The sequence below is a fragment of the Streptomyces sp. UF-297 genome (assembly GCF_058245575.1).
In genome coordinates, this window is record NZ_JBSIBZ010000012.1 from 85,765 (window position 1) to 108,598 (window position 22,834).

The window sequence follows — 22,834 nt, forward strand, 5'->3', positions numbered from 1 at the left end:
CGGCTGCCACGGGCATCGCCAGCGTGCTCAGAGGACCGTTCTGGTTGACGCGTCGTGGGCCGAGCCGCCCCGCATGGTGGCTCCCGGTACGAGCACGGACGGATCTGTCTTCCCGCCCGGTGCGGCCTGCTGCGGGGAACGTCGAACCGGTGCATCGCCGGGGGAGAGGGCTCCTACGGGCTCATGCGCTCCCGCGTCGGCGCACGTTGAGGCCCTTGTTCACAGGCGGCGCCAGCGCGCGGAGGCGAAGGAGAAGGCGCCGAAGAGGATCAGGCCGATCGCGACGGCGATCAGGAGCCACGGGCCCGCCGGGGTGTGCGCGAAGCTGCGGAGCGTGGCGTCCACGCCCTTGGCCTCGTTCGCGTCGAACTGGATGGCTGCGATCAGGACGAAGACGCCGGCCGCGGCGAACACCATGCCGCGCGCCACGCCCCCACCCACTCCCAGGCCGGTGACGATCTGCCGGGTGCGGTGGCTCATCGCGCCGAGATCCAGCTGCCGAAGGAATTTGCGCATCGCCGCCCGTACCGCGAGCACCGCGCCGATGCCGATCAGCAGGCAGCCTGCGGCCCCCACCAGCACTTGGCCGTACGACAGCTTCAGCACCGACGCCGTCCAGTCCTGCGACTTCGCGTTACCGCTGGAGCCCTGGCCACCGCCTGCGGCGAACGCGGCGGTTGCCCAGCAGAGCGCCGCGTAGAAGATCGCCCGTCCACCGTCGAGGAGCCGCGAGGGGACCTTGCGCTTGGGTCCCCTGCTGCGCACCGCGCGGGAGGCCCGCCACAGTGCCATGCAGCCGAAGCCGACGACCAGCGCCCACAGCATCACCTTCCCGAAGGGCTGCTCCGCGACCTGGTCCAGCGCCCCCTGGCGGTCCGCCGACTCCCCGCCGCTGCCCAGGGCCATCTGAATCGCCAGGGCGCCGATGAGGACGTACACGACACCGCGCGCGACGAAGCCGGCCCGGCCGGCGGCGGTCAGTGTCTCCTTCTCGGCGGACCGGGCGGCAGAGCCCGCACCCCGGCCGCTGCCCTGTGCTTGATCCGACGTCACAAGGTCCTCCCCACAGCACGGGGCGCGCGGTGCGCGCCCGGCCCACGAGTGCCCCCGTGCGGAGGTCTGATGCGCTGTGCGGGCCAGCGGTCTGTTCACCACCGATGGGGGTACCCGGCGTGCATGCGAACCCAGGAACCGCGGCTCGGCGAACGTACGACGCTCGCCTCGTTGGCCGCGAGGGGCATGACCGGCAGCCGCCGCGCGCGCCGGGCGGCCATGCGCGGCAGCGGCTCGCTGGCTCTGGCCTCCGCCGCCATCCAGGTCGCCACCAAGATGCTCGACAGCCGCCGACCACTTCGGCATCCGCCGAGGGGGACGGCGTCCTCGCACCGCACCGTCGGTGCCGCAGCCATCGCGACGGCTGCCACCTTGGAGTCGCCCCGGCTGGGAGCGGCCCTCATCCCCGTTGCTGCGGGCGTCGCCGTCTCCCGTCTCCGTGCGGGAGCGCACTCGTCCGGCCGCGTGCTGGTGGACGTCGCGTTCGGCGTGGGGGTCGCGGCGGTCACCTGCCGCTGGTGGCCGCTGCGCCGCGACGAGCCTGCCGACAGCGCCCGGCCCAAGGTCCCGGTCCCCGCCCTTCCGTCCGGTGAGGGGCTGGTCGTGGTCGTCAACAGCGACGCCGGCGGCGAGGTCCCGGCCGAAGTCGAACTGCGGTCCCTGCTGCCCAAAGCGGACGTGCGGCTGTGCGAAGCAGGCGAGGACCTGCACACCGTGCTGCGGCAGTCCGCCGCGCAGGTACAGGCACGCGGCGGCGCGCTCGGCGTGGTCGGGGGAGACGGCACGGTCAACGCGGCGGCCGTGCTGGCCGCCGACAGCCGCCTGCCGCTCGCGGTGTTCCCCGGCGGCACCCTCAACCACTTCGCCGCCGACCTCGGACTGCCGACCTTGAAGGACGCCGCGGACGCGGTGGAGGCGGGCCGCGGCGGAGCCGTCGACCTCGGCCGGATCACCGGCGACGGCACCACCACCTACTTCCTCAACACCTTCAGCATCGGTGTCTACCCCGAACTCGTCCGGGCCCGCGAAGCCCGCGAAACATCCCTCGGCAAGTGGCCCGCACTCGCCGTCGGCCTGCTCCGCGTCCTGGCCGACGGCACCCCCATCAGCGTCACCATCGACCGACAGCCCCGGCGGCTGTGGCTGCTGTTCGCCGGCAACAGCCGCTACGACCCGCCCGGCTTCGCCCCCTCCTACCGCCCGACCCTCGACGACGGACTCCTCGACATCCGCATCGTCGACGGGAAGCACCCCTTCGCCCGCACCCGCCTCGTCGCGGCCTTCCTCACCGGCACCCTCGCCCGCTCCCGCGTCTACCAGGAGACCACCGCGGTACGACTGCGGATCGACGGCGTGGGAAAGACAGGCGACTACACCCGCGACGGCGAAGTGAGCCCCGCCTGCGACACCCTCGTCCTCGACAAGAAGATCCGCGCACTCACCGTCTATCTGCCTGCGCCACAGTGATCTCGCGCCACCAGCAGACGGCACCACAGCGCCGGTCCGGGGCTGGGTTCCGGGGTAGATGTCCCAGATCCCCGCAGTACATTGGCAGTTGAGCACGGCGCCTGTCCCGCACATCTTCCCGGTCTCCCGAACCGAGGCTTCCTATGCGCTCTTCGCAGCACCCACACCGGCCCGAGGGCTCAGAGCCGTCCGCCATGGACACCGTACGGCTTCGCCGACTGAACCGCTGGCAGGCCGAGGACCTGCGGGAGGACCTGGCGGACCTGTACGTGGAGTCCACCAAGAGCGTCTCCGGTGAGGAGTTCCGCGGCCGGGAGGCGTTCTTGCAGCGCCTGGCGCATGACGTACGGCTGCCGGGATTCGACATGATGATCGCCGAGGCGAAGACGCTGGCCGGATGCGCCTTCGGATTCCCGGTGCCGCGCGACGGCTCCTGGTGGCAGGGGTTCGACGGGCCGCTCCCACGCAACATCGAGCAACTGACCGCTTCCGGGCATCTCTTCGCGATCACCGAAACCGTCGTCCACCCGCACCAGCCCGCCCGCGGCCTGGCCCGCCGTCTCCAGGAGCGCCTGCTCGCCGACCACCATGCGTCCCTCGGCGCCACTTTGGTGGATCAGTCCAACCGCACGGTCTGTGCGGCCTTCCAGGCCTGGGGCTGGCAGGAGGTCGGACAGGTGCACCGGCAGCCGCCCGGTCCAACGGCCCTGCAGGTCATGGTCCTTCCCCTGGGAGAACGCACGACGGAGCATCCGGACGGCCTCGCCCACAACGACCGGACCCAACGGCCCCAATAGCCACCCGCGTCGGCCGGGCGCGGAGCTCGTGGTCCACCCGGGCGGGCGTCCGACGGCTGACCCGGGTGAAGGCGCCGGAGAGTTGAGGCCACAGCCCCGGCGCCGTCCACTGGGCGCGCGAGCCGTCACCGCCGGTCGCGAAGGCGTCTCAGCGCGCGGCGCAGCTCGCGCCGCAGCTGCGCGGGAAGCGGCTCGTCCCTTGTCGTGGCGACCAGGGCCGCGGCCACGTAGCGGAGTTTGACATTGCAATGCTGCGATACGTCCACCAGCAGCCCCCAGGCACACTCACTGGAACACGGTGCCAGGGCCATCACCATGCCGCGCGCCTGGTCGATCACCGCACGGCTCGACAGCGCCCTGACCAACTGCTCATTCTCGGAACGCAGTGCGAGGACCTCGGCAACAAGAGCCGCGTCCGCTGCCGGAGTCACAGCCGTCAGTGTCCGCTGCTCCGCGTGCGGGGTGGTCGCTGGGTGCATGGTCCGTACCTCACAACGCAGTGACGAGAGCCCTGGCTTTCCCCTTCCGGGCGACTCGTCCGGCCGGCGGGAGCGTCGTCACCGGTGTGCCGCGCGAGAGCGGCGTACGGCACGGCGTACTTCGCGTTGCATCTCCTCGGAGAGCGTCCGGCCCTGCGTGGTGGCGACCAGGGCCACGGCCACGTCGCGGAGTGTGACCTCGCAGTGCCGGGACACCCCCATCAGCAGGCTGCGGGCTTCCGCACGGGTGCAGGGGACCAGGGCCATCGCCATGCCGCACGCCTGGTCGATCACCGGGCGGCTGGCGAGGGACCGCCGCAACCGCACGTTCTCGGCCCGCAACCGGAGATCGTCGGCGGCCAGAGCGGCGTCTTCCACCGACGCCACCGCCACCAGATCCCACCACTCCTGGATCGTCTGGCGCATACCGTCCGCCTCCCTGCCGGTCACTTGCGCTCATGGTCGTGCTGACGGTCCTGCCGGTGCCAACGGCCCCGGCGCTCGCGCCGATACCAGCGATCCCAACGGTCCTGGCGATCCCGGTACTCCCGGTACTCCCCGTAGCCGGAATCGTTCCCACGGCCCTGGCCCCCGGCTGCGCCTCGGCCGTAGCGGAAGAGCGCGAAGACCAACACGGCCGCGGCCGCCCACCACAGAGGGCTGAGGAAGCCGAGGGCGAACAGGACCACGATGAGGGTGAGAAGAAGGATGAACACGGCGGGCCTCCCCGGTGCGGAACGGAGCAGCGCTGCCGGGGACTGGGGCCTCACCGAACAGCGTAGTCCTGCCCAAAGGTTGCGGATACCTTGCGAGGTCATCGCGTACTGCCCGGCGTAAATGGCTACTGGACATCTGGTCAGGAATTGCGGCGAGGGCTAGCGTGCGCCGTGCCGCCCCGGTCCCCGGCAGCGCTGAATGGTCGCCGCGCCCCTGGGGGCGCGCCGTGCGCATCGCTGCTGGAACCCTCCGCGTCATGAGCGTGGCCGCTCTCGCACCAAGCCGCATTGCTGTCCCGGCAGAGCCCCGATGCGCTCCATGCGGGCACCGATCCGCCGCCCGCCGCGTCGCACGCATTGACCACAGGCGGTACGCATGTACGCGCTGATCGTTCCGGCCTCGACCCCCTTCGTCCTGCTCGCCACCGTCATGGCCCTGTCCTGGTGGGAGGACCGAGTCCTGCCACCGGCCGAGCAGGACGAAGCTCCGGTCGAGACTCCGGACACTCCGGCGGTTCCGACTGCGCTCGCCCAACCCCTCAGCGCCCAAGGGGCGTTGACAAGGGAAGTCGCCAGGCGTTGACTGGCAGCACGGCGTAGGGCCATGCCGCTCCGGATCATTCGGCAGCATTCCACCTGCCCGCTTCGCCCGGACCCCGCGGAAACCAGGAACTCCCCGCGATCTGGAGGCCCGGCCATGCTCATGTGGATTCTTCTCCTTCTGCTGATCCTGGTGATCTTCGGGTTCGGCTTCACCATGCAGATCCTGTGGTACGTCGCGGCTGCACTTCTGGTCCTCTGGCTCGTCGGCTTCGTGATGCGCAGGCGCGGCGGCGGCAGGCGCCGGTTCGGCCGCAGCCACGGCTGATCCACCCCAGCGCCCGGTCCTGCCCGCGCAAATGGCGGCTCGTACGGCAGCCAGGCGCGGGAGCCCATCCAGCGGACGAGCAGAGGACAGCCATGAGCGTGGGACGAACGATCAGGCACAGGACACAGGCTCTGACGGGCCGGATCACGGAACGCTTCGGCAGGGCCACCCGCAACAGGCGGCTGCAGAGGCAGGGCGGGGCCGACCGGATCTTTGGAGGCCTGAAGCAGTCCGGCGACAAGGCCAAGAGCGCTTTCCGGCGCTGACCACGAACGCCCCGGTTGGTGCCACGAAGCGTAGGCACCAACCGGCCGGCTTCAACACCGAGCGAGCCGAAAGGGACTGATGGACATGCAGCAGAGCGGCCAACGGATCAAGAACCAACGAGGGCAGCCATGGTCACCGTCGTAATCATCGCTGTGATCGTCATGGCGGCAGTCGCCCTCTACCTCGGACGCGGCCGCATCCGGGGCGGTGGCGGGCGCGGCCTGAAGCGCCGGTTCGGCCCCGAGTACGACCGCGCGGTCACCCGTCACGACGGCGACACCAAGGGCGCGGACCGGGAGCTCTCCGAGCGGGTGAAGCGACACGGCTCCCTCAAGGAGCAGCCGCTGTCGTCCGAAGCCCGCGAGCACTATGAGGCTCAATGGGCAGCCGCTGAAGAGCAGTTCGTCGAGTCACCGCAGAAGGCCGTCATCGAGGCCGATGCGCTGCTCTCGCGCCTGGCCAGGGACCGGGGCTTTCCCGACGGTGAGCAGTTCGAGGAGCAGATTGCCGCGCTCTCCGTCCATCACGCCCACCACGTCCACGGCTACCGCAGCCTGCACACAGCGGCCCGGAGCCACAGCGGCACCGAGGAAATGCGGGAGGCCATGATCGAAGCCCGCAGCCTCTTCGAGGCCCTGGCCACCGAGCAACCGGCCGACTCCGACCGGCGCAGTCCGCAGTCCCCCGACGGCCGCGGCCACGCACCGTGGGCACTGAGCCGACGTCATACGAAGGGAAACGGAACAGGATGATGTACGACCAGGAACGCGCACAACAGCCCCGGGCCGGGAGCCCGAATCCCGCCGAGCAGCACGCCTCGCAGGAGCCTCGCACCGAGTCCGCTCGCGCACCGCGGGGCCAGGCCACCGGCGCCGATGACCCCGCCCGCACGCCGGGGCCGGCCTTGCTGGAGCAGGGCGAACGGGACAAGCTCACCGTACGGCTCCAGCAGGCCCTCAACACCTTCGTCGAGAGCCCGCGCCAGGCAGTGGAAGAGGCCGCCGCCGTCTTCGACGAAGCCGCTACCCAGCTGACCGACACCCTCGCGCAGCGGCGCCGCGTCCTGCGCGCGGGCTGGCAGGGCCAGGACACCGAGGCGCAGACAGAGGAACTGCGGCTCGCGCTGCGCCAATACCGGGAGACCACGGAACGGCTGCTGCGCATGTAGCGCCTGCCGGTCAGCGCAGCTGCCGTCGCCGGGGCCGTCGTCCGCGAGGTCTGATCCGGTCAACGCCGTGCCGGCAGTTCAGACGGCCGGCACGGCGAAGCGCAGGATGCGTCCCCAGGTGGAGCCGTACTGCCGCCACAACGGGCCGGTGACGTACGGGATGCCGTACTTCTCGCAGAGTTCCCGCACGCGCGGGGCGATCTCGGCGTAGCGGTTGCTGGGCAGGTCGGGGAAGGCGTGGTGCTCGATCTGGTGGCCCAGGTTTCCGCTGAGGACGTGGAAGAGCGGGCCGCCCTCGATGTTGGCCGAGCCCTGGATCTGCCGCAGATACCACTGCCCGCGCGTCTCGCCCTCGATGTGCTCCTCGGTGAAGGTCTGTACGTCGCCGGGGAAGTGGCCGCAGAAGATGATGGTGTGCGACCACAGGTTGCGTACGGTGTTGGCGGTGAGGTTGCCCAGCAGGCACGGCAGGGCGGAGGGCCCCGCGAGCAGCGGGAAGAGCAGATAGTCCTTGGCGAGCTGGCGGGTGGCCTTGGTGAGGAACCCGGTCAGGTCGGCCATGAGGGAACGCCACGGTTTGCGGCCGGCGGCGACGGCATCGGGCTCCAGGTCGTAGAGCGCGATGCCCCACTCGAAGAGCGGGGCGAGCACGAAGTTGTAGAGCGGCTGGGCGAGATGGCGCGGACGCCAGCGCTGGTCGCCGCTCATCCGGAAGACGACGTATCCAAGGTCCCGGTCGCGGTCGACGACATTGGTCCAGGTGTGATGCAGGTGGTTGTGGGTGTGCTTCCACGCCTCGGCGGGCGTGAGGAAATCCCACTCCCAGGTGGCCGAGTGGATCGCCGGGTCGCCCATCCAGTCCCACTGGCCGTGCAGGATGTTGTGGCCCAGCTCCATGTTCTCCAGAATCTTGGCTACGGAGAGCATCGCCGTACCCGCCGCCCAGGCAGGCGGGAACAGCGAGACGGCCAGAGCCGCCCGCCCTCCCGCCTCCAGGCCGCGCTGGGCGGCGATCACCGTACGGATATAGCGGGCGTCGTCGGCACCGCGTGCGGCGATGATCTCGGAGCGGATCCGGTCGAGCTCCGCACCGAGCTCCTCGCTGACATCCTTACCGAGGGCCGCTTCATTGGAAGCGGGAGGGGTCACGGTCACGAGGGACTCCTTGGTGGCTAGGCGTCGAGGGCCAGCGGTCCGGCCGCCGCCGAGACGCAGGTCTGGATCATCTGGCCGGCCCGGTCGTGGACTTCGCCGGTACGCAGGTCGCGCACGCGGCCGTACGTCAGCGGGGTGAGGCAGCCGAAGCAGATCCCGCGCCGGCACCCGTACGGCATCACCACCCCCGCCGACTCGCCGACGACGAGAAGCGGGGTGGCCGCGTCCGCGGTGACCTCGCTGCCGGTACGGGTGAACAGCACCCGGCCACCGGAAGCGGCATCGTGATCCGGCGGCAGGACCGGGTCCAGCTGGAAACGCTCCACATGGAGCCGCTCGCCGAGCCCCGCCCGGCCCCAGTGGCACTCCACCGCGTCGAGCAGGGCGGCCGGGCCGCAGGCCCAGGTCTCCCGCTCCGGCCAGTCGGGGCAGAGCCGGGCCAGATCGTGCGGGGCGAGCCTGCCGTGCGGCCGAGTGTGGTGCTCGACATAGTCCAGCCAGGCCAACTGCCGCCGGGCCGTGTGCAGTTCGGAACCGAAGATGCTCTCCCGGGCGCAGGGCGCGCTGTGCACCAGCACAACATCAGGGTGCGGGGGCCGACGGCTCATGAGCGTACGGAGCATGCCCATGACCGGGGTGATACCGCTGCCGGCGGTCACCAGCAGGATGCGGGACGGGAGGCGGTCCGGAAGGACGAACTCGCCCTGCGCGGGGCCGAGTCGAAGCACCGTGCCCGGTGGAGTCCGGCGGGCCAGCCGCGGAGACACCCTGCCGTCGGGCGCGACCTTGACGGTGATCGTCAGGAGCCCGTCCTTTCGGCCCGGCACCGAGGTGAGGGAATACGTGCGCCACTGCCATACGCCGTCCATCTCGACGCCGACCGGGAGGTACTGCCCAGGACGGTGCCCCGACCAGCCCCGGCCGGGCCGGAGCGCGAGCGTGACAGCGTCCGGAGTCTGCGGCCACACCCCTGTCACCCGCCCTACTGGGAAGCGGGCGCCGAGCAAGGGATCGATCAATCCGAGATAGTCGTCAGGGGTGAGTGGGCTGGTCAGCCAGGAGGCCACGTGCAGCAGCCTGCTCGCCAGGGCCGGTAACTCAGGCATACGCGGATTCCTCTCGTCGCGCAGCACGACGGGTGCTGCGTACGTCGAGTCGTCCCGGGCCCGGCGCAGGCAACGTAACCACGACCGTGTGAACGGACGCGCGCCCAGGAGGCGCATCCCGCCACACGCGGTCTGCGGCGTCTGGCGAGCGCGCCTTCGCACAGCACGGTGGTCTGCGAAGACATGCCGGGGACAGACCACAGGGAAATGACCGGAAGCCAGTGCCACTCCCACGACGCCCGGCCACCGCATGACGAGGCCGTCTCGCGAGCCAACTGATCAGCTCGTCGAGCAGTCGCCGCGATGACCGCGGCCAGTTGCCGGGGGAGCCAACCGATTACTGGCGATCACTGAGCGTCAGAGCCGATTCAACAGCTCCGCCGATTCGCCATGGGCCTCCCGCTGCGCCGCGCCCCACTCCCACAAGCTGCGCGCCACTGGCTCCAGCGCCCGGCCCCGCGCGGTCAGGGCGTAGCGCACCCGCGGGGGCCAGCCGGGAGTGCGGTGGCGCTCGATGACGCCCGCGCCGGCCAACTGGGCCAGCCGGTCGGAGAGGACCTTGTCCGAGAGGGCCGGCAGGGCGGCGGACAGTTCGGAGTACGTGGCCTGACCGCGGCGCAGGAATTCCCGGAGTACCAGCGGGGTCCACCGGCCTCCCAATGCGGCCAGGGTGATGTCGACGGGACAGCGCGGTTCGCGATCCGGCGGAACGAGAGCGCTTTCCGGGCAGTCGGCCAGCGGGCCCTCGCGGTCACCGGGATATGCGTGGCCAACCGTTTGGTGAGTCACGAAAGCTCCTTCTAACGTCCGTCGCGAATGACCCGCCCGTTCTCCTTCAGGGGGCCTGATGCGCATCCACCACCTCAACTGCGGTTCTCTCCGCAAGATTCCACCGCTCGGCGAACACCTCACGACAGGCGCCACGAACCGTGAATTGGCCGCCGTCTGCCACTGCCTGCTGATCGAGACAGCCTCGGACGGGCTGATCCTGGTCGATACCGGCCTGGGCAGCGCCGACCGGCAGCACCCCGAAAAGACACTGGGTGCGGACTGGGTCGCCTACGCCCAGCCCTCGCTGGACCCCGCGGAGAGCGCGCTGCGGCAGGTCGTCCGCCTCGGGTACACGCCGCAGGACGTACGGCACATCTTGCTCACCCACCTGCACCGCGACCACACGGGAGGACTGCCGGACTTCCCCCACGCACGGGTACACGTCCACCCCGAGGAATACCGGGCCGTCACCGACCCCGCAGCCCCGCACCACCGGCACAGCCTCGACCGCTTCATGCCGGCCCACCGGGCGCACGGCCCGCTGCTGACACCCGCACGCGTGGACGCGCACATACGGTGGTTCGGCTTCCCGGACGTGGCACGCCCACAGGGCCTGGAGTGCGAGCTGTTGCTGGTGCCGCTGCCCGGCCACTCCGCGGGGCACACGGGCGTCGCGGTACGCGACAGCGACGGAAGGTGGCTGCTGCACACGGGCGACGCCTACTTCCACCACGCCGAGGTGGAACACACCCCACCCCAGTCCCACCCCGTTCTCGATCCGATCCAGCAGGGCGCACAGACCGACGCCACCGCCCGCCTCACGACCCGCGACCGACTGCGCGCCCTCCGCAGCAACCACGCACACGAGGTCACGATCTTCAGCGCACACGACCCTTGGGAGCTGGCCCGCCTCGTCCTCAGGAGCCGGTGAGCAGCCCAGGTTCACGGCGAGCCTGCCCTGCCGGTGCAGGCGGTTCGGGGTTCGGCCCGCTGTAGGTGTGGATGGCCAGGTACCGCCTGTCCGGCTGCGGCAGTTGCGCCACCAGGTCATCCGGCACTTCGAGCCCGGCGCCGATTGCCTCGACGTAGCGCAGGGCGTCGGCCGGGCTCAGGCCGGCACTGCTGGCATGACGTACTGCCTTGAACGCGTCGAATCGGCGTCCCAGGTCCAGAAGGCGCCGTACTTCGACGTCCAGCTCGCGTGGTGGCACCTCGCCCCGGATCTTCTCCCGGTACTGGTCCTCCCACTCCAGGTCGTCACTGCAGAACTGGCGGTGCACCATGTGCAGACTGCCGTCCAGCGCATCGACGAGAAACGGTCCGTGACCTATCCAGGCGTCTTTGGGGTCCCGCGTCCGCGCATACTTCGGTGACTGACAGACGACCAGCCACCCCAGGCTGTGCCGCTCCACTCTGATGATCACCATCGGCGGTTGACCCAGTTCGGCCGACTCGTCACGCAGGTACCGCTGCACCACTTCGACTGCCCACAAAAGCGATATCACGCAGCCACCGTACGTGGCCGCTCTTTGCACGGCCTGCGCTTTTCGGTCCGCTTGGCCGTCAGGGGGCGAGCGGGTCGCCACACCTTGAGCAGCGCGCCAATTGGGATACCGGGTGGGGTGTGTTGGCGCTAGGTCTTGAAGATGGAACCCAACTCTGTGACCGACGAGCGACTGCGTGGTGTTCTCGACGAGCTGGTCCGCAGGGAACCTCTTTTCCACCGGCCAGAGTTCGGAACGACCAGGGCCGACTTCGAGGCCATGACAGCACCGGATTTCTGGGAGACAGGTGCGTCGGGGCAGCGCTACAGCCGCGCGTATGTCCTTGATGTCCTGGAGGAGCGCTATCAGTCTCCGCCGGTCGAGGAATGGGAAACATCCGACTTCCATTGTCGGGAACTGGCTGTGGGCGTCTATCTGCTGACGTACACCCTGGTCCACAACGGACGGAAAACACGACGGGCAACGATCTGGCAGCAGAACGCCGACAGATGGACGGTCCTCTACCACCAGGGAACCGTTGTTCACGATTCCTGAGGAGGCCGGTCAGGTTTCCCGCCCGGACCCCGATTTCGAGTTGGCCGGGGGAGGTGGAGCCGCCGCGGGCCTGAGTGGTCTGGCGCGGGGGAAGGCGCAGATGTCAGAGCATCCTGCGGCTGGCGGTGCTGTCGTGCAGCGGCTGGTGCTCGCCCCGGTTGGTCCAATCGGCTGGTCCAACCTGGGGACAGCGGCCCGGCTCGGCCGCGTTTCGGCGCGTCACTCGACAGCCGGGGCGGGCGGTCGTGGCTAGGTGAGCGTAACGGGCGCTCGGATCAGGCCCGTATGCCGCGGGCGCTCCGCCGAGGCCCGCAGGCCCGCATCGCTCCCGGCCAAGACCGGCCGCGAGCAACCCGACCAACTGCCAAGAAGGGCCCCTCCCATGCGCCGTCTCGCTCTCGGCACCGCGATCGCCGCGGTGTTCCTCGCAGGTGCGCCTGCCCCTGTCTCCGTCAGTGCCGCCGATCCCGGACCCGGGCAGCCGTGGGTGCTGCGCAGCCGCACGATCGACGTGAGCCGGGCCGACTACGCCTGGCTGTGCGCCGACATTCCGGACGGTGAGGCCAGGCGGCACACGTTCCGCTGGTTCGACGACGTGAAGCTCGAAGCCGTACAGCGGCATCTGTCGCGCACCGCGGACGGCGCGCTGGCGTGGTCCGGGCAGGACGAGAAGATCCCGGAGCACCGGGTGACGCTCGCGGTGAGCGGTGTGTGCGAGAAGGGCGGCAAGTTCGGGATCTCCGGGCAGGCGGAGCTGCGCGAGAAGGTGATCACCATCCGGTCCGTGCCCGGGCACCCGGACAAGGCGATCGTCGAAGAGCTGGACCCGACCCTGGTGCCGGAGCCGCGGCACAACGACGCCGACACCGGCAGACCGCCCCACGATCCGGATTCCCCCACCCCGCGCTCGGTACAGCGGCGGAACGACTCCACCGCACCCGTCATCGATGTCGTCGCGGGATACACCCCGGGCGCGCTGCGCAAGATGGGCTCGCAGGAGGCCGTGGAGGCACAGATCGCCAAGGCCGAGGCGATGATGAACCAGGCCCTGGACGACAGCGGGGTGCCGGGCCGGGTCCGTATCCGGGACATCTTCGCCGTGCCCTACCGCGGCCCCGAGATCTCCAGTGAAGTGCACGGAAAGCTGGAGAATCCGCGCGATCCCGAGCTCGGCGCCCCCGCGCACCGGCTGCGCGAGCAGTACCAGGCCGACCTGGTGGCGCTGTTCAACGGCATCCCGCCGGGCAAGAGCACGGGGCAGGGCAGCCTGCCGATGCAGGGCGCGAACGCTTCGACGGACGAGTACGCCTACTCCGTCACCGACATCGAGTCGGTCTCCTGGTGGTACAACTGGGGCCACGAACTGGGCCACAACCTCGGTCTGTGGCACGACCGCCGCACGCTGCGCGACCAGGGCGCCCCCGACAGCATGGTCCCCGCCGGGCGCACCGGCTGGGTCACTCCCAACCGCCGCTTCCACACCCTCATGGCGTACTCCTCGGCCTGCGACCCGCAGGAGTGCCGCGCGGTCAACCAGTACTCGAACCCCGGCCACACCTGGTACGGCCAGCCGCTCGGATCCGAGCAGAGCAACAACGTGACGGAACTGCGCCGGTCCGTACCGATCGTGGCCGGCTACCGCACTCCGCGCTACGCGCCGCGCCAGTACGTACTGGGGCTGACGGCCGTCCCGCAGAGCGCGGGTTCGGTGGAGGCGGACCGTCAGGGCCCCTTCGACGAGGGAACCCAGGTGACGGTCGCCGCCACCGCAGCCCGCGGCTACCGCCTGACCGGCTGGTACCTGAACGGCAAGCCGCTGAACACCGACTCACCCTGGCTCTCGGTGACGATGGACGGAAATCACCGCCTGGAAGCGCGCTTCGCCCGGGTGCCGTTCTGGCCGTTCCGCTCGGCCGCCCGGACGTCGTAACGCCAGGCCCCGGCAGCCGCCGCCCGCTCAGCGCACAACGCTGATGCGGGCGCGGCTGCGCAGCAACGGCACCGTCGTGGCACCCGGAACGTCCCAGCGCTGCTCGACCTGTGGTTTGAGCACGCCCAGAAGCCGGGAATCCCAAGCCGCGTTCGGGTGCAGGAACCCTGACTGTGGCTGGATGGGCAACGCCGTACGGCATCTTGCCTCTGTGGGGGTCGGCATCGTGGTGGTCCCGGCCGCGGGAAGAGCAGTCGTCAGCGGCGGAACCTCCTCCCTGGGCCCGCGAAGGCAGGGGAGCGCCTCACAGGTCCATCCAACTGCAGCCGTCAGTGCGCCCGTCCAGCGGTGCCCACACGGAAGCCGATGCCCCGTACTCCTCCAACTCCTCCAGAACGGCGGCACCGAGGGGCACTTGGGTGGCGAACCGGCCGACCAGGGGGTGCCGGCGCACCATGGCCTGCAGGTCGGCCACTCGCCGTCCCAGGGAGCGGGGTCCGGCGCCGGTCAGGATGATCAGGACGCGAGGGTAGACGGGGTAACTGCGCTGCCACGGCGCCAGATTGCCCTGGACCGTCGGTACTCCTCGCCGCTGGGAGGCCACTGCGGTAGCGCTGTGGAACCGGGCGTAGGCGATCAGTTTGGTGGCCAGCGTCTCGCTGGACTCGGTGGCCCGGTCGACCTCGATGAAGGCCCGCAGCAGGGAGCGGGCGGGGTGGGTGCGGGTGTAGCGCATGAGGGCGTCCGCGATCAGTACCCGTTCTCCGTCAGCGGCCCCGTCGCGGATCGCGTGAGCGACTTCCGGTGTCCAGTCCAGCGGAGCGAATTCATCACCACGCATGTGGGCGTCGTCGAGGAACGTCAGCGCTGCCCGGTTTACTGCCATTGTGTGCGGGCTGCGCGGACCCATCGTGGTGGGGCGCCGGGGACGCCGGTGACGGAAGGGCGGCCAGCTGCCGACCAGGGTGCAGGCGGGGCCGGTCAGCGTCAGCGTGAGGATCTGCTCGCGCACGGGCGGCAGGGCTGACGCGGCGGCGGGTTGGGGCATGGCGTGCTCCTCGTACGGGCGCGCCGGCGGAGGGGTCGGCACGGGTGGCAGCGACGTGGGGCGTCGGTGTTCACCACCTCACTCACCCCTCTTACCGGGAGCGTTACCAGCGTTCCCTCGATGCGGTCTCGAAGTGGGCACAAGCGCGAACCTCCGGTTACCAAGCACTTGGTAAGGACTTGTCATCAGCTTCCCACGCGTCTGAAGGGCACCGGGCGAAGCCCCCTTCCCGGACCATGGCCCCACCATGGGGCGGGTCCGAGTGCGACGGTGCCACCGTGTTGGATGACTTCTGACCCGCTTTGGCGATCGAGTACGAAGAGGAAGGAAGCTTCGCCATGCCCACCAAGACGCTGCAGATACCCACCACGGACGGCCAGGCCGACGCCTTCGCCGCCTTCCCCGACAGCGACGAGCGGCACCCGGGGGTGCTGCTGTACCCGGACGCCTTCGGCGTGCGGCCCGAGCTGGAGGACAAGGCCCGCGAACTGGCCGAGCACGGGTACTACGTACTCGTCCCCAACTTCTACTACCGGCATGGCCCGGCACCGGTGATCGAACTTCCCGAGCACATCGGAGAAGCGGCCCGGCCCGCGATCTTCGCCCAGCTGATGCCCTTGATCGAGGCGCACACCACCGAACGTGTCCTGCGCGACGCCGACGCCTACCTCCGGTTCCTCACCACCCAGCCCGAGGTCAGCGCCGGACCGGTCGCCGCGATCGGCTACTGCATGGGCGCCGCCTTGGCGATGCGTACCGCAACGGCCCACCCCGACCAGGTGGCCGCCGTCGCCGGATTCCACCCCGGCTTCCTGGTCACCGACGCGCCCGACAGCCCGCACCGCGACATCCCCAAGCTCACCGCCCAAGTCCATCTCGGCCTCGCCGAGGGCGACTTGACGCCCGAAGCCCTCAGCGAGCTCAACCATGCGCTGGACGCCGCAGGTGTCGGCTACACCACCGAGGTCTACCCCGGCGCCATCCACGGCTTCACCATGTCCGACACCGACGCCTTCGACCCCTCCGCACTGCAGCGCCACTGGGACCGCCTGCTGCCCCTCCTCGAATGCACCCTGGGCGCCAGCTGAGGATTAGGCTCGGAAACCACACGTGACGTACACGGCTTCGGTGTGCTCGGCTCGCGCGCCAGCGGTGAAGTAGCGGTAGGGGCCTGGTGATCGTGGTCTTGCGCTCGCTGCCGCCGCGCCTGTTCGTCGTGCTCGCGCAGCATCTCCGCATCACGGTCGCGGGGGAGGGGCGCTCGCCGCTGCCCTGTGGCGACCGCCGGCACATCCGATCGGTAGGTGCGGGACCGCACACCGTCCCGACGAGCCCGCCGTCGCGGGCCGCCTCCGGTCAACGAGGCGGCCCGTACCGCAGGCGAGGTCAGTTCGTCTGCCGACGGACCTGCTGTACCTCGCGCTTGAGGGCCCAGGCGTCGGCGACCGGCCCGAGGTGGCTGAGCTTGTCGGGGTTGAGCACTGTGCGGACGGTCTGGATCTGCCCGTCGAGCACGTCGAGGGCCAGGGTCTGCAGGACCTTGCCGTCCCGGTCGCGGAAGATCGCGCCGGGCTGGCCGTTCACCTCGTGCGGTTCGACGGACACGTCGATCCGGCTCAGCAAGGGGAGGAACGTGCCCAGCACCCGGGCCACGTTCTCCGCGCCCATGACGGCCTTGGCGAACTGCGGGGCCTTGCCGCCGCCGTCCCCGACCAACTGCACATCGGCGGCCAGCAGACTCTGCAACCCGCCCACATCGCCGTCCTTGAGCGCGTCGAAGAACCGCGTCGCCAGCTCCTGCCGCTCCTGACGGTCCGCTGCGAACCGCGGCCGCCCGGCCTCCATATGGCGCCGCGCGCGTACCAGCAGCTGCCGGCACGCCGACTCCGTACGTCCCACCGCCTCGGCAACCTCGTCGAACCCGAAGCCGAACACCTCCCGCAGTACGAACACCGCCCGCTCCAGCGGGCTGAGCCGCTCAAGCAGCAGCAGCGCCGCCATCGACACCGAGTCGGCCAGCTCCACCGACCGCGCCGGATCCTCGTACGGATCGCTCAGCAGCGGCTCGGGAAACCACGGGCCCACGTACTCCTCCCGCCGCACCCGCGCGGAACGCAGCACATCGATCGAGATCCGCGTCACCACGGCCGACAGAAAGGCCTTGGCCGACGTGGGCCGGGTTGCCGAGCCGTCAAAGCGCAGCCACGTCTCCTGCACCGCGTCCTCGGCCTCGCCCACACTGCCCAGAATCCGATAGGCGATCGAGAACAGCAGCGGCCGCAGCTCCTCGAACTCCTCGACCTTGTTCACGCCGAATTCCCTTCCCCCTGAAGCCATCCCACCTGGCCGTACGCAACGGCGCAGGCACCTTCGAGTGATCATCCGGATAACCGGCGGGCCAGAGTAACGCCTCTGAACCCGGGGCTCGGGGCCCGCAACCGGACCCCGAGCCCGTTGCTGCCGCATCTCAGTGGAACTGTCCGACCTCGTAGTCGCCGGCCGGCTGCTGGGCGATGACGTTCAGCCGGTTCGCCGTGTTCATGAGGGAGATCGTGAGCGCCAGGGCGGTGAGCTGCTCCTCGTCGTAGTGCTCGGCGGCATTCGCCCACACCTCGTCGCTGACCCCGCCTGCCGCATCCGCGATCCGGGTCCCCTCCTCCGCCAGCTCCAGCGCGGCACGCTCGGCGTCGGTGAAGACGGTGGCCTCCCGCCACGCCGCCACCAGGTTCAGCCGTACCGAGGTCTCGCCGGCAGCGGCAGCCTCCTTGGTGTGCATGTCGATGCAGACCGCGCAGCCGTTGATCTGGCTCACCCGCAGTGCCACCAGCTCCTGCGTCGAGGTCGGCAGCGGCGATTCCTTGACCACCTTGCCCATCGCTATGAAGTGCTTGATGACCTTGCTGGCGGTCGGGCTGGCGAAGTAGTTCAGTCGCGCGTCCATGGTGTCTTCCTCCGTGCTCGTCAGTGGCTACACCCCCTGAGACGGGGTAGCCCGACCCCCTGTGACATGGGTGAATGTGACCTGCGTCTCCCCGTCGCTGACGCTGCAGTCGACGAAGCGCTCCAGCATCCGGGAGAGGCGACGCGACTCCTGCCGGGAGCCCTGGCCCCGTTCCTCTGTGGCCCAAGTGGCAGCGGTGCGTGGTGTTTGCGGTACGGGGCCTGTCGGCGCAGAGCGAGGGGCAGGCCTCGGATGCGATGTCCCCGCGTCCCGGCCACGATGCAGTGGAGCAGGCATACGGGCTGGTAGGCGGCTGGGGCATCCCACGAACTCCCGCGTGGCATCACGTTGTGGCGGCCGGCGCCGCGGTGGGTGGAGATTCGTGGTGCGGCGAGACGAGGCACTGATCTTCTGGAATGAGGCGCACACCACCAAGCGCGGCGGCGGATCCTGCAAGGGCGATGCCTGGGTCAGGGTTCTTTGGGCCGGTGGCTGGTCAAGTTGGGAGCATGCCTCCAAGACGGCGACCGTGTCGCTGTCGGGTATCGCGATGTCCCAGCACAAGGGCTGCAGTTCGTGCGTGATTTACCAACTGCCCATCTGATGACGTCCACGGGGATTACTGATTGGGATGCCTTGGCGGCCCGGCATCCCGACCAGCGGTGACGCTTCCTCCGACGCTGTATGCGGCGACCTGCCCAGGCGGCCGGCTACTGCGCGCGGCCACCTCCGGCGGTGCACACCGGGAATTTCCCAACCACGGACAGCAGCCCATGCATCCGACGTCGTGACGCTCGCTGCGCCCACCGCGCCGATGCGGTGGGGCTTGCGCAGCCGGCCGACGCGGCGGCGCGGAGGCACAATGGCCGCACCTCGTTGGCGACGGGATCGGAGGTGTACGTGGTGCTGCCGGACGTACCGGTGCGCTTGAGCGGCCGGGGGCTGGAGCTGCGGGAGTGGTCGGAGGCTGATCTTTCCGCCATGGTGGAGTTGTTCGACGAGCCCGAGATCGCTCACCATACGCCGCTGGCCTCGCCGTTCGATCAGGCCGCCGCTGAGGCGTACTTGGAGATGATCCGCCTCAGCCGTGCTGCGGGGGAGCGCCTGCATCTGGCGATTACGGCGGACGGAGAGCAGCCGCTCGGCGAGGTGCTGCTGAATCTGTCCCGGGGCACCATGGGCTACGCGGTGGGTGCCGCTTACCGGGGACGGCATCTGGCCTTACGGGCGGTGCAGTTGCTGACCCAGCATGCCCACCAGGCCCTGGGACTGAAGCGGTTGGTGCTCCAGATCGAGCCGGGCAACGCGCCCAGTGTCGCCGTCGCCGAGGCCGCGGGCTTCGTGCCGGCGGACGATGCGCCCGAGGAAGTCAAGGGGAAGGAATGCCGCTACCTGCTGCTGACTTGGGAACACCACGCGCCGCACGGCCTGTGACTGACGGCCGCGCCCTCGGTGTCCAACCCCCTTCCCATGTGTCCCCAACGGTGCGCCGTACAGTGCGCCCTACGGGTTCCCTCACGCTCCGTCACTCGCCGATGAAACCGCAGGTCGGGGCGGATGGTAGGGACGGCGGAGAATGCCGACATCCCTCCGTTCGCCGCCTTCCTGCGCTGGTGGTCGCCGTGGGTGGGTGGGGGTGAGTGGTGAGCTGGCTGGGCCGGGGCGGCTGCGGCCGTCGGGATCGGGCCGCTGCGCGGGCTGCTGTGTGCTGGCGCTCGGCGAGCCCGAGCGTCAGCAGGGGGACAGGCAGCGTTCAGTGTCCCGCTGGAGGGCGGGCGGCAGAACGGCCCTCTCCGGAGCGGCCGGCGCCTTGGCCTGTCGAGACCCGCAGAGCCCTTTCCCGTAAGCCGGTTGAGGCGATCACCGTCTGGTCGGTCACCGGGATCGCCGCCGCCCGCCGCCCCTCAGGAGCGGCGGGCGGCGATCACCTCACCCGGCCGTCGTCAGGAGCTCGTGAGGATGACGAGTTGCTGGGTCGCCCGGGTCATCGCGACATAGCGGTCGACCGCCCCTTCGACGCCCTCGCCGAAGTCCTCCGGGTCGACGAGGACGACCAGGTCGAACTCGAGCCCCTTCGACAGCTCCGGGGTCAGCGACCGGACGCGGGAGGTCGCTTGGAACGTGGGATCGCCGATGACGCAGGCGATCCCGTCGTCGTGCGCGGCGAGCCAGGTGTCGAGGATCGAGTCCAGATCCGTAACAGCGCCGTGCACGACGGGGATGCCGTTGCTGCGGATGGACGTGGGCACATTGGCGTCCGGGAGCGCGGCCCGGATGGCCGGCTCGGCCTCCGTCATGACCTCTTCCGGCGTACGGTAGTTGATGCTCAGCGAGGCCACGTCGATCCGGTCGAGCCCGACCCGCTCCAGCCGTTCCTGCCACGACTCGGTGAACCCGTGCCTGGCCTGGGCGCGGTCCCCGACGATGGTGAAGCTGCGGGACGGACAGCGCAGCAGCAGCATCTGCCACTCCGCGTCGGTCAGTTCCTGGGCCTCGTCCACGACGATGTGCGCGAATGGGCCGGCGAGCAGGTCCGGGTCGGTGGGCGGCAGTTCGGACTCGTCGACCAGGCTGACCTGGGCGTCCTGGCCGCGCAGCATCGTCACCAGGCCTTCGCCGTCGTCACCGTCGGCGCCGGAGTCGGCCGCGGCCTGGATCAGGTTGTCGACGACCTGCGTCATGTGCTCGCGCTGGGCGGCGAGGATGGCCTGGTGCCGGCGCTGGCGCCGTGCCGTCTCCGGGTCGCCGAGCCGCTGGCGTGCCGCGTCCAGGAGCGGCAGGTCGGAGACCGTCCAGGCCTGGGCGTCCTCGCGCTGCAGCGTGCGGATCTCGTCGCGGCTGAGCCAGGGAGCGCACAGCCGCAGGTAGGCGGGTACCGACCACAGGTCTGATACGAGGTCGGTCGCTTCGATCAGCGGCCACGCGCGGTTGAGCGTGGTGACCAGCTCTTCGTCGTGCCGCAGCGACCGTTGGAACAGGTCGGGCGGTACGTCGTCGTCGACCTTGTCCAGCAGGATCGTGACCAGTTCCTCCCAGATCTGCTCGCGCGCTTCGTTGTGCGGGGTACCTGGTCCGGGTGCGTCGAACGCCTCGGCCCAGTCGTCCGCGCTCAGCCAGACGTCGGCCCAGTCGGTCGAGACCGTCATCCCCTTGGCGGGCGGCTCTTCGTAGATGCTGACGGCCTTCTCGATCGCCTTCACCATGTCCGCGGACGACTTCAGGCGGGCCACGTCCGGGTCGGCCTCGACCGGCGCTGCGGGCCCCTCGGCGACGAGGTCGCGCAGCGTACAGGTCTGTACGCCTTCCTCTCCGAGGCTGGGCAGGACGTCGGCGACGTAGTTGAGGTAGGGCTGGTGGGGACCGACGAACAGCACGCCGCCGCGACGGTGGCCGAGGCGGGGGTCGGAGTAGAGGAGGTAGGCGGAGCGGTGCAGGGCGACGACGGTCTTGCCCGTACCCGGACCGCCGTCGACGACGAGGGTGCCGCGGGAGCCTGCCCGGATGATGGCGTCCTGGTCGGTCTGGATCGTGGCGAGCACGTCGCGCATCCGGTCCGAGCGGTTGCTGCCCAGGCTGGCGATGAAGGCGGACTGGTCGTCGAGCGCGGCGTGCCGTTCCAGCCCGTCGGCGGTGAACACCTCGTCCCAGTAGTCGCTGATACGGCCACGGGTCCAGCGGTACCTGCGGCGGCTCGCCAGACCCATCGGGTTGGCGTGGGTCGCCGCGAAGAACGGCTCGGCCGCGGGGGAGCGCCAGTCGAGCAGCAGTCGGCGCCCCTCGCTGTCGGTGAGGCCGAGCCGCCCGATGTACACGGGCTCGGGGCTGTCCGCGCTGACGACGTGCCCCAGGCACAGGTCCAGGCCGAAGCGGCGCAGGGCGCGCAGACGGCCGGTGAGCCGGTGGATCTCCGCGTCCCGGTCCATGGCGTCCCGGCCGGTGCCGCCGGGCGCCTTGAGCGTGGCGTCGAGACGGTCGGACAGTTCGGAGATCGCCTGCTGGAGGCTCTCCGCGATCGCCGCGAAGTGCTTCTCGTCGCCGGCGATCAGCGCCGGGTCGGCCTTGGGGGAGAGGCGGTCGGGAAGGTCGAACGCACTGGTGGTCAGGGTATTCACGTCATCAGCTCCGATCCGAGGTCGTGTCCGCGAGGTCCGGCGTCGCGCACGCCCGCAGCCCGGTGCCCAGCACCCGCGACGGCCGCGCGAGTCCCCTCACCGGCTCGATATCGCCGCACGACCCATAAACCGACAACAGCACACGCACTTAGTGAATCTCCCATTCCCGCAGGTTCTGGCTTTGGCCTGCGATTCTGCGGTACGACCGGGGCCTTGCCGCAAGTCCCCCTGTGCGCTATAAATTAAGAGTGGCAAGGAGTGAGTGTTTCCTCTTGCCTCGATCGCTGACTGCGAACAGGCAAGCCCTCCGCGTGGTGTAGCCGCAGTCCTCAGTCCATCGCTCTGATCTGTTCATGGCACACGGCCAAGAGCTGCTCTCTCGGTAGACCTCACTGGGTTGTGAGCAATACGCAGCCGCAACCGCATACCTCTGGAATGTCTGCAGGTCGGCGGGTCCCACATGGCCAGGTGGAGAGCGAAGGGCATTACGTGTGATCAGGCGCGGCGTGCTCTGTTCGGAGGCGGTGACGTGCGGATACCGTCCGCCATGGCGTCCATCTCCTCGCCGCCGACGCTGTTCCGCACGCCTGCACCGCCCTGAGTCGAAGCTGACCACCGCCGACAGGGCCCTGGCTGCCGTGTCTTGTCTGCGCAAGATTGCCACTCGAGACCTGCTGGCGCAGCTCTCCGGCGTCAACGGCAGCACCTTTACCAGGGACATTCACCAAGTCCAGCTCTTCCTGGCCGAGCACGGCTACACGCTTCCCTGCTCGGTAGCCAGGTTCCGCACACCCGCTGACGTGGCCGCGTTCTTTGCGGACAGCAGCCCGACGAAGGCCACATCAGCATGTTGCCGCTCTGCGAACCCGTATACAGTGTCTGATTTTGGTTTTGTGGTGGGCGTCCATCTTTGACGC

Annotated in this window: 23 protein-coding genes and 1 pseudogene; 12 read left to right on the forward strand and 12 right to left on the reverse strand. The window is 69.9% G+C overall.

Annotated elements, in window-relative coordinates:
• Positions 1 to 219 precede the first annotated feature (219 nt).
• Positions 220 to 1,053: a DUF1206 domain-containing protein gene (locus AC4IJH_RS10170; RefSeq protein ID WP_490851258.1), complete on the reverse strand. Its 834-nt coding sequence runs from the start codon at positions 1,051 to 1,053 to the stop codon at positions 220 to 222.
• Between the two features lie 123 nt (positions 1,054 to 1,176).
• Here AC4IJH_RS10170 and AC4IJH_RS10175 point away from each other — a divergent pair, with 123 nt between their 5' ends.
• The gene (locus AC4IJH_RS10175) at positions 1,177 to 2,520 is read left to right on the forward strand and encodes a diacylglycerol/lipid kinase family protein (RefSeq protein ID WP_490851259.1); all 1,344 of its coding nucleotides are present in this window, start codon (positions 1,177 to 1,179) and stop codon (positions 2,518 to 2,520) included.
• Positions 2,521 to 2,714: 194 nt separating this feature from the next.
• Entirely contained in the window at positions 2,715 to 3,317 is a 603-nt protein-coding gene (locus tag AC4IJH_RS10180; protein ID WP_490851260.1) for a GNAT family protein, read from the forward strand.
• A gap of 125 nt (positions 3,318 to 3,442) precedes the next feature.
• Here the strand turns inward: AC4IJH_RS10180 and AC4IJH_RS10185 are convergent, their stop codons facing one another.
• From AC4IJH_RS10185 to AC4IJH_RS10195, 3 genes are all read right to left on the reverse strand, one after another.
• Positions 3,443 to 3,748, reverse strand: a complete 306-nt coding sequence (locus tag AC4IJH_RS10185) for an ANTAR domain-containing protein (RefSeq protein WP_490851261.1) — start codon at positions 3,746 to 3,748, stop codon at positions 3,443 to 3,445.
• 126 nt (positions 3,749 to 3,874) lie between these two features.
• Positions 3,875 to 4,222: an ANTAR domain-containing protein gene (locus tag AC4IJH_RS10190; protein WP_490851262.1), complete on the reverse strand. Its 348-nt coding sequence runs from the start codon at positions 4,220 to 4,222 to the stop codon at positions 3,875 to 3,877.
• A 20-nt stretch (positions 4,223 to 4,242) separates the two neighbouring features.
• Positions 4,243 to 4,512, reverse strand: a complete 270-nt coding sequence (locus tag AC4IJH_RS10195; protein WP_490851263.1) for a hypothetical protein — start codon at positions 4,510 to 4,512, stop codon at positions 4,243 to 4,245.
• 697 nt (positions 4,513 to 5,209) lie between these two features.
• On the opposite strand from AC4IJH_RS10195, the gene AC4IJH_RS10200 reads away from it, so the two are divergent.
• The 3 genes from AC4IJH_RS10200 to AC4IJH_RS10210 all read left to right on the forward strand — a co-directional run bounded on the left by AC4IJH_RS10200 (position 5,210) and on the right by AC4IJH_RS10210 (position 6,815).
• The gene (locus tag AC4IJH_RS10200) at positions 5,210 to 5,380 is read left to right on the forward strand and encodes a hydrophobic protein (RefSeq protein ID WP_490851264.1); all 171 of its coding nucleotides are present in this window, start codon (positions 5,210 to 5,212) and stop codon (positions 5,378 to 5,380) included.
• Between the two features lie 395 nt (positions 5,381 to 5,775).
• Positions 5,776 to 6,399 carry a hypothetical protein gene (locus AC4IJH_RS10205; RefSeq protein WP_490851265.1) on the forward strand — a complete coding sequence of 208 codons (624 nt, stop codon included), beginning with the start codon at positions 5,776 to 5,778 and terminating at the stop codon, positions 6,397 to 6,399.
• Complete coding sequence (locus tag AC4IJH_RS10210; RefSeq protein ID WP_490851266.1) at positions 6,396 to 6,815, forward strand: hypothetical protein; 420 nt, start codon at positions 6,396 to 6,398, stop codon at positions 6,813 to 6,815. Before AC4IJH_RS10205 ends, AC4IJH_RS10210 begins: the two co-directional genes overlap by 4 nt.
• Positions 6,816 to 6,893: 78 nt before the next feature.
• Here AC4IJH_RS10210 and AC4IJH_RS10215 read toward each other — a convergent pair whose 3' ends face one another.
• From AC4IJH_RS10215 to AC4IJH_RS10225, 3 genes are all read right to left on the reverse strand, one after another.
• Positions 6,894 to 7,970: a fatty acid desaturase family protein gene (locus tag AC4IJH_RS10215; RefSeq protein WP_490851267.1), complete on the reverse strand. Its 1,077-nt coding sequence runs from the start codon at positions 7,968 to 7,970 to the stop codon at positions 6,894 to 6,896.
• 17 nt (positions 7,971 to 7,987) lie between these two features.
• On the reverse strand, positions 7,988 to 9,076 hold the full coding sequence (locus tag AC4IJH_RS10220; RefSeq protein ID WP_490851268.1) for a ferredoxin reductase: 1,089 nt from the start codon (positions 9,074 to 9,076) through the stop codon (positions 7,988 to 7,990).
• 357 nt (positions 9,077 to 9,433) lie between these two features.
• Positions 9,434 to 9,865 (reverse strand): winged helix-turn-helix transcriptional regulator, encoded by a 432-nt coding sequence (locus tag AC4IJH_RS10225; RefSeq protein ID WP_490851269.1) that lies wholly within the window; start codon positions 9,863 to 9,865, stop codon positions 9,434 to 9,436.
• Positions 9,866 to 9,923: 58 nt separating this feature from the next.
• Between AC4IJH_RS10225 and AC4IJH_RS10230 the strand changes: the two genes are divergently transcribed.
• Positions 9,924 to 10,778: an MBL fold metallo-hydrolase gene (locus tag AC4IJH_RS10230; RefSeq protein WP_490851270.1), complete on the forward strand. Its 855-nt coding sequence runs from the start codon at positions 9,924 to 9,926 to the stop codon at positions 10,776 to 10,778.
• On the opposite strand, the gene AC4IJH_RS10235 is transcribed toward AC4IJH_RS10230, so the two are convergent.
• A complete protein-coding gene (locus tag AC4IJH_RS10235; RefSeq protein WP_490851271.1) occupies positions 10,765 to 11,352 on the reverse strand; it encodes a YrhB domain-containing protein in 588 nt (195 codons plus the stop codon). The genes AC4IJH_RS10230 and AC4IJH_RS10235 overlap by 14 nt on opposite strands.
• Before the next feature lie 156 nt (positions 11,353 to 11,508).
• Between AC4IJH_RS10235 and AC4IJH_RS10240 the strand changes: the two genes are divergently transcribed.
• Together AC4IJH_RS10240 and AC4IJH_RS10245 are read left to right on the forward strand one after the other, a co-directional pair.
• Complete coding sequence (locus AC4IJH_RS10240; protein ID WP_490851272.1) at positions 11,509 to 11,886, forward strand: nuclear transport factor 2 family protein; 378 nt, start codon at positions 11,509 to 11,511, stop codon at positions 11,884 to 11,886.
• A gap of 382 nt (positions 11,887 to 12,268) precedes the next feature.
• Positions 12,269 to 13,816, forward strand: a complete 1,548-nt coding sequence (locus AC4IJH_RS10245; RefSeq protein ID WP_490851273.1) for an InlB B-repeat-containing protein — start codon at positions 12,269 to 12,271, stop codon at positions 13,814 to 13,816.
• Positions 13,817 to 14,120: 304 nt separating this feature from the next.
• Here AC4IJH_RS10245 and AC4IJH_RS10250 read toward each other — a convergent pair whose 3' ends face one another.
• A complete protein-coding gene (locus tag AC4IJH_RS10250) occupies positions 14,121 to 14,864 on the reverse strand; it encodes a replication-relaxation family protein (RefSeq protein WP_490851274.1) in 744 nt (247 codons plus the stop codon).
• 338 nt (positions 14,865 to 15,202) lie between these two features.
• Between AC4IJH_RS10250 and AC4IJH_RS10255 the strand changes: the two genes are divergently transcribed.
• A complete protein-coding gene (locus AC4IJH_RS10255; RefSeq protein ID WP_490851275.1) occupies positions 15,203 to 15,952 on the forward strand; it encodes a dienelactone hydrolase family protein in 750 nt (249 codons plus the stop codon).
• A 298-nt stretch (positions 15,953 to 16,250) separates the two neighbouring features.
• Here AC4IJH_RS10255 and AC4IJH_RS10260 read toward each other — a convergent pair whose 3' ends face one another.
• Positions 16,251 to 17,174, reverse strand: a complete 924-nt coding sequence (locus tag AC4IJH_RS10260; RefSeq protein ID WP_490851276.1) for an RNA polymerase sigma-70 factor — start codon at positions 17,172 to 17,174, stop codon at positions 16,251 to 16,253.
• A gap of 157 nt (positions 17,175 to 17,331) precedes the next feature.
• Positions 17,332 to 17,805 carry a carboxymuconolactone decarboxylase family protein gene (locus tag AC4IJH_RS10265; RefSeq protein ID WP_490851277.1) on the reverse strand — a complete coding sequence of 158 codons (474 nt, stop codon included), beginning with the start codon at positions 17,803 to 17,805 and terminating at the stop codon, positions 17,332 to 17,334.
• Positions 17,806 to 18,190: 385 nt separating this feature from the next.
• Here AC4IJH_RS10265 and AC4IJH_RS10270 point away from each other — a divergent pair, with 385 nt between their 5' ends.
• Positions 18,191 to 18,409, forward strand: a complete 219-nt coding sequence (locus AC4IJH_RS10270) for a hypothetical protein (protein ID WP_490851278.1) — start codon at positions 18,191 to 18,193, stop codon at positions 18,407 to 18,409.
• Between the two features lie 290 nt (positions 18,410 to 18,699).
• On the forward strand, positions 18,700 to 19,239 hold the full coding sequence (locus AC4IJH_RS10275) for a GNAT family N-acetyltransferase (RefSeq protein ID WP_490851279.1): 540 nt from the start codon (positions 18,700 to 18,702) through the stop codon (positions 19,237 to 19,239).
• A gap of 509 nt (positions 19,240 to 19,748) precedes the next feature.
• On the opposite strand, the gene helR is transcribed toward AC4IJH_RS10275, so the two are convergent.
• The gene (gene helR, locus AC4IJH_RS10280) at positions 19,749 to 21,917 is read right to left on the reverse strand and encodes an RNA polymerase recycling motor ATPase HelR (RefSeq protein WP_490851280.1); all 2,169 of its coding nucleotides are present in this window, start codon (positions 21,915 to 21,917) and stop codon (positions 19,749 to 19,751) included.
• 572 nt (positions 21,918 to 22,489) lie between these two features.
• Here helR and AC4IJH_RS10285 point away from each other — a divergent pair.
• Positions 22,490 to 22,768, forward strand: a pseudogene (locus tag AC4IJH_RS10285) (ISAzo13 family transposase); the annotation flags it as partial.
• Positions 22,769 to 22,834: the final 66 nt, after the last annotated feature.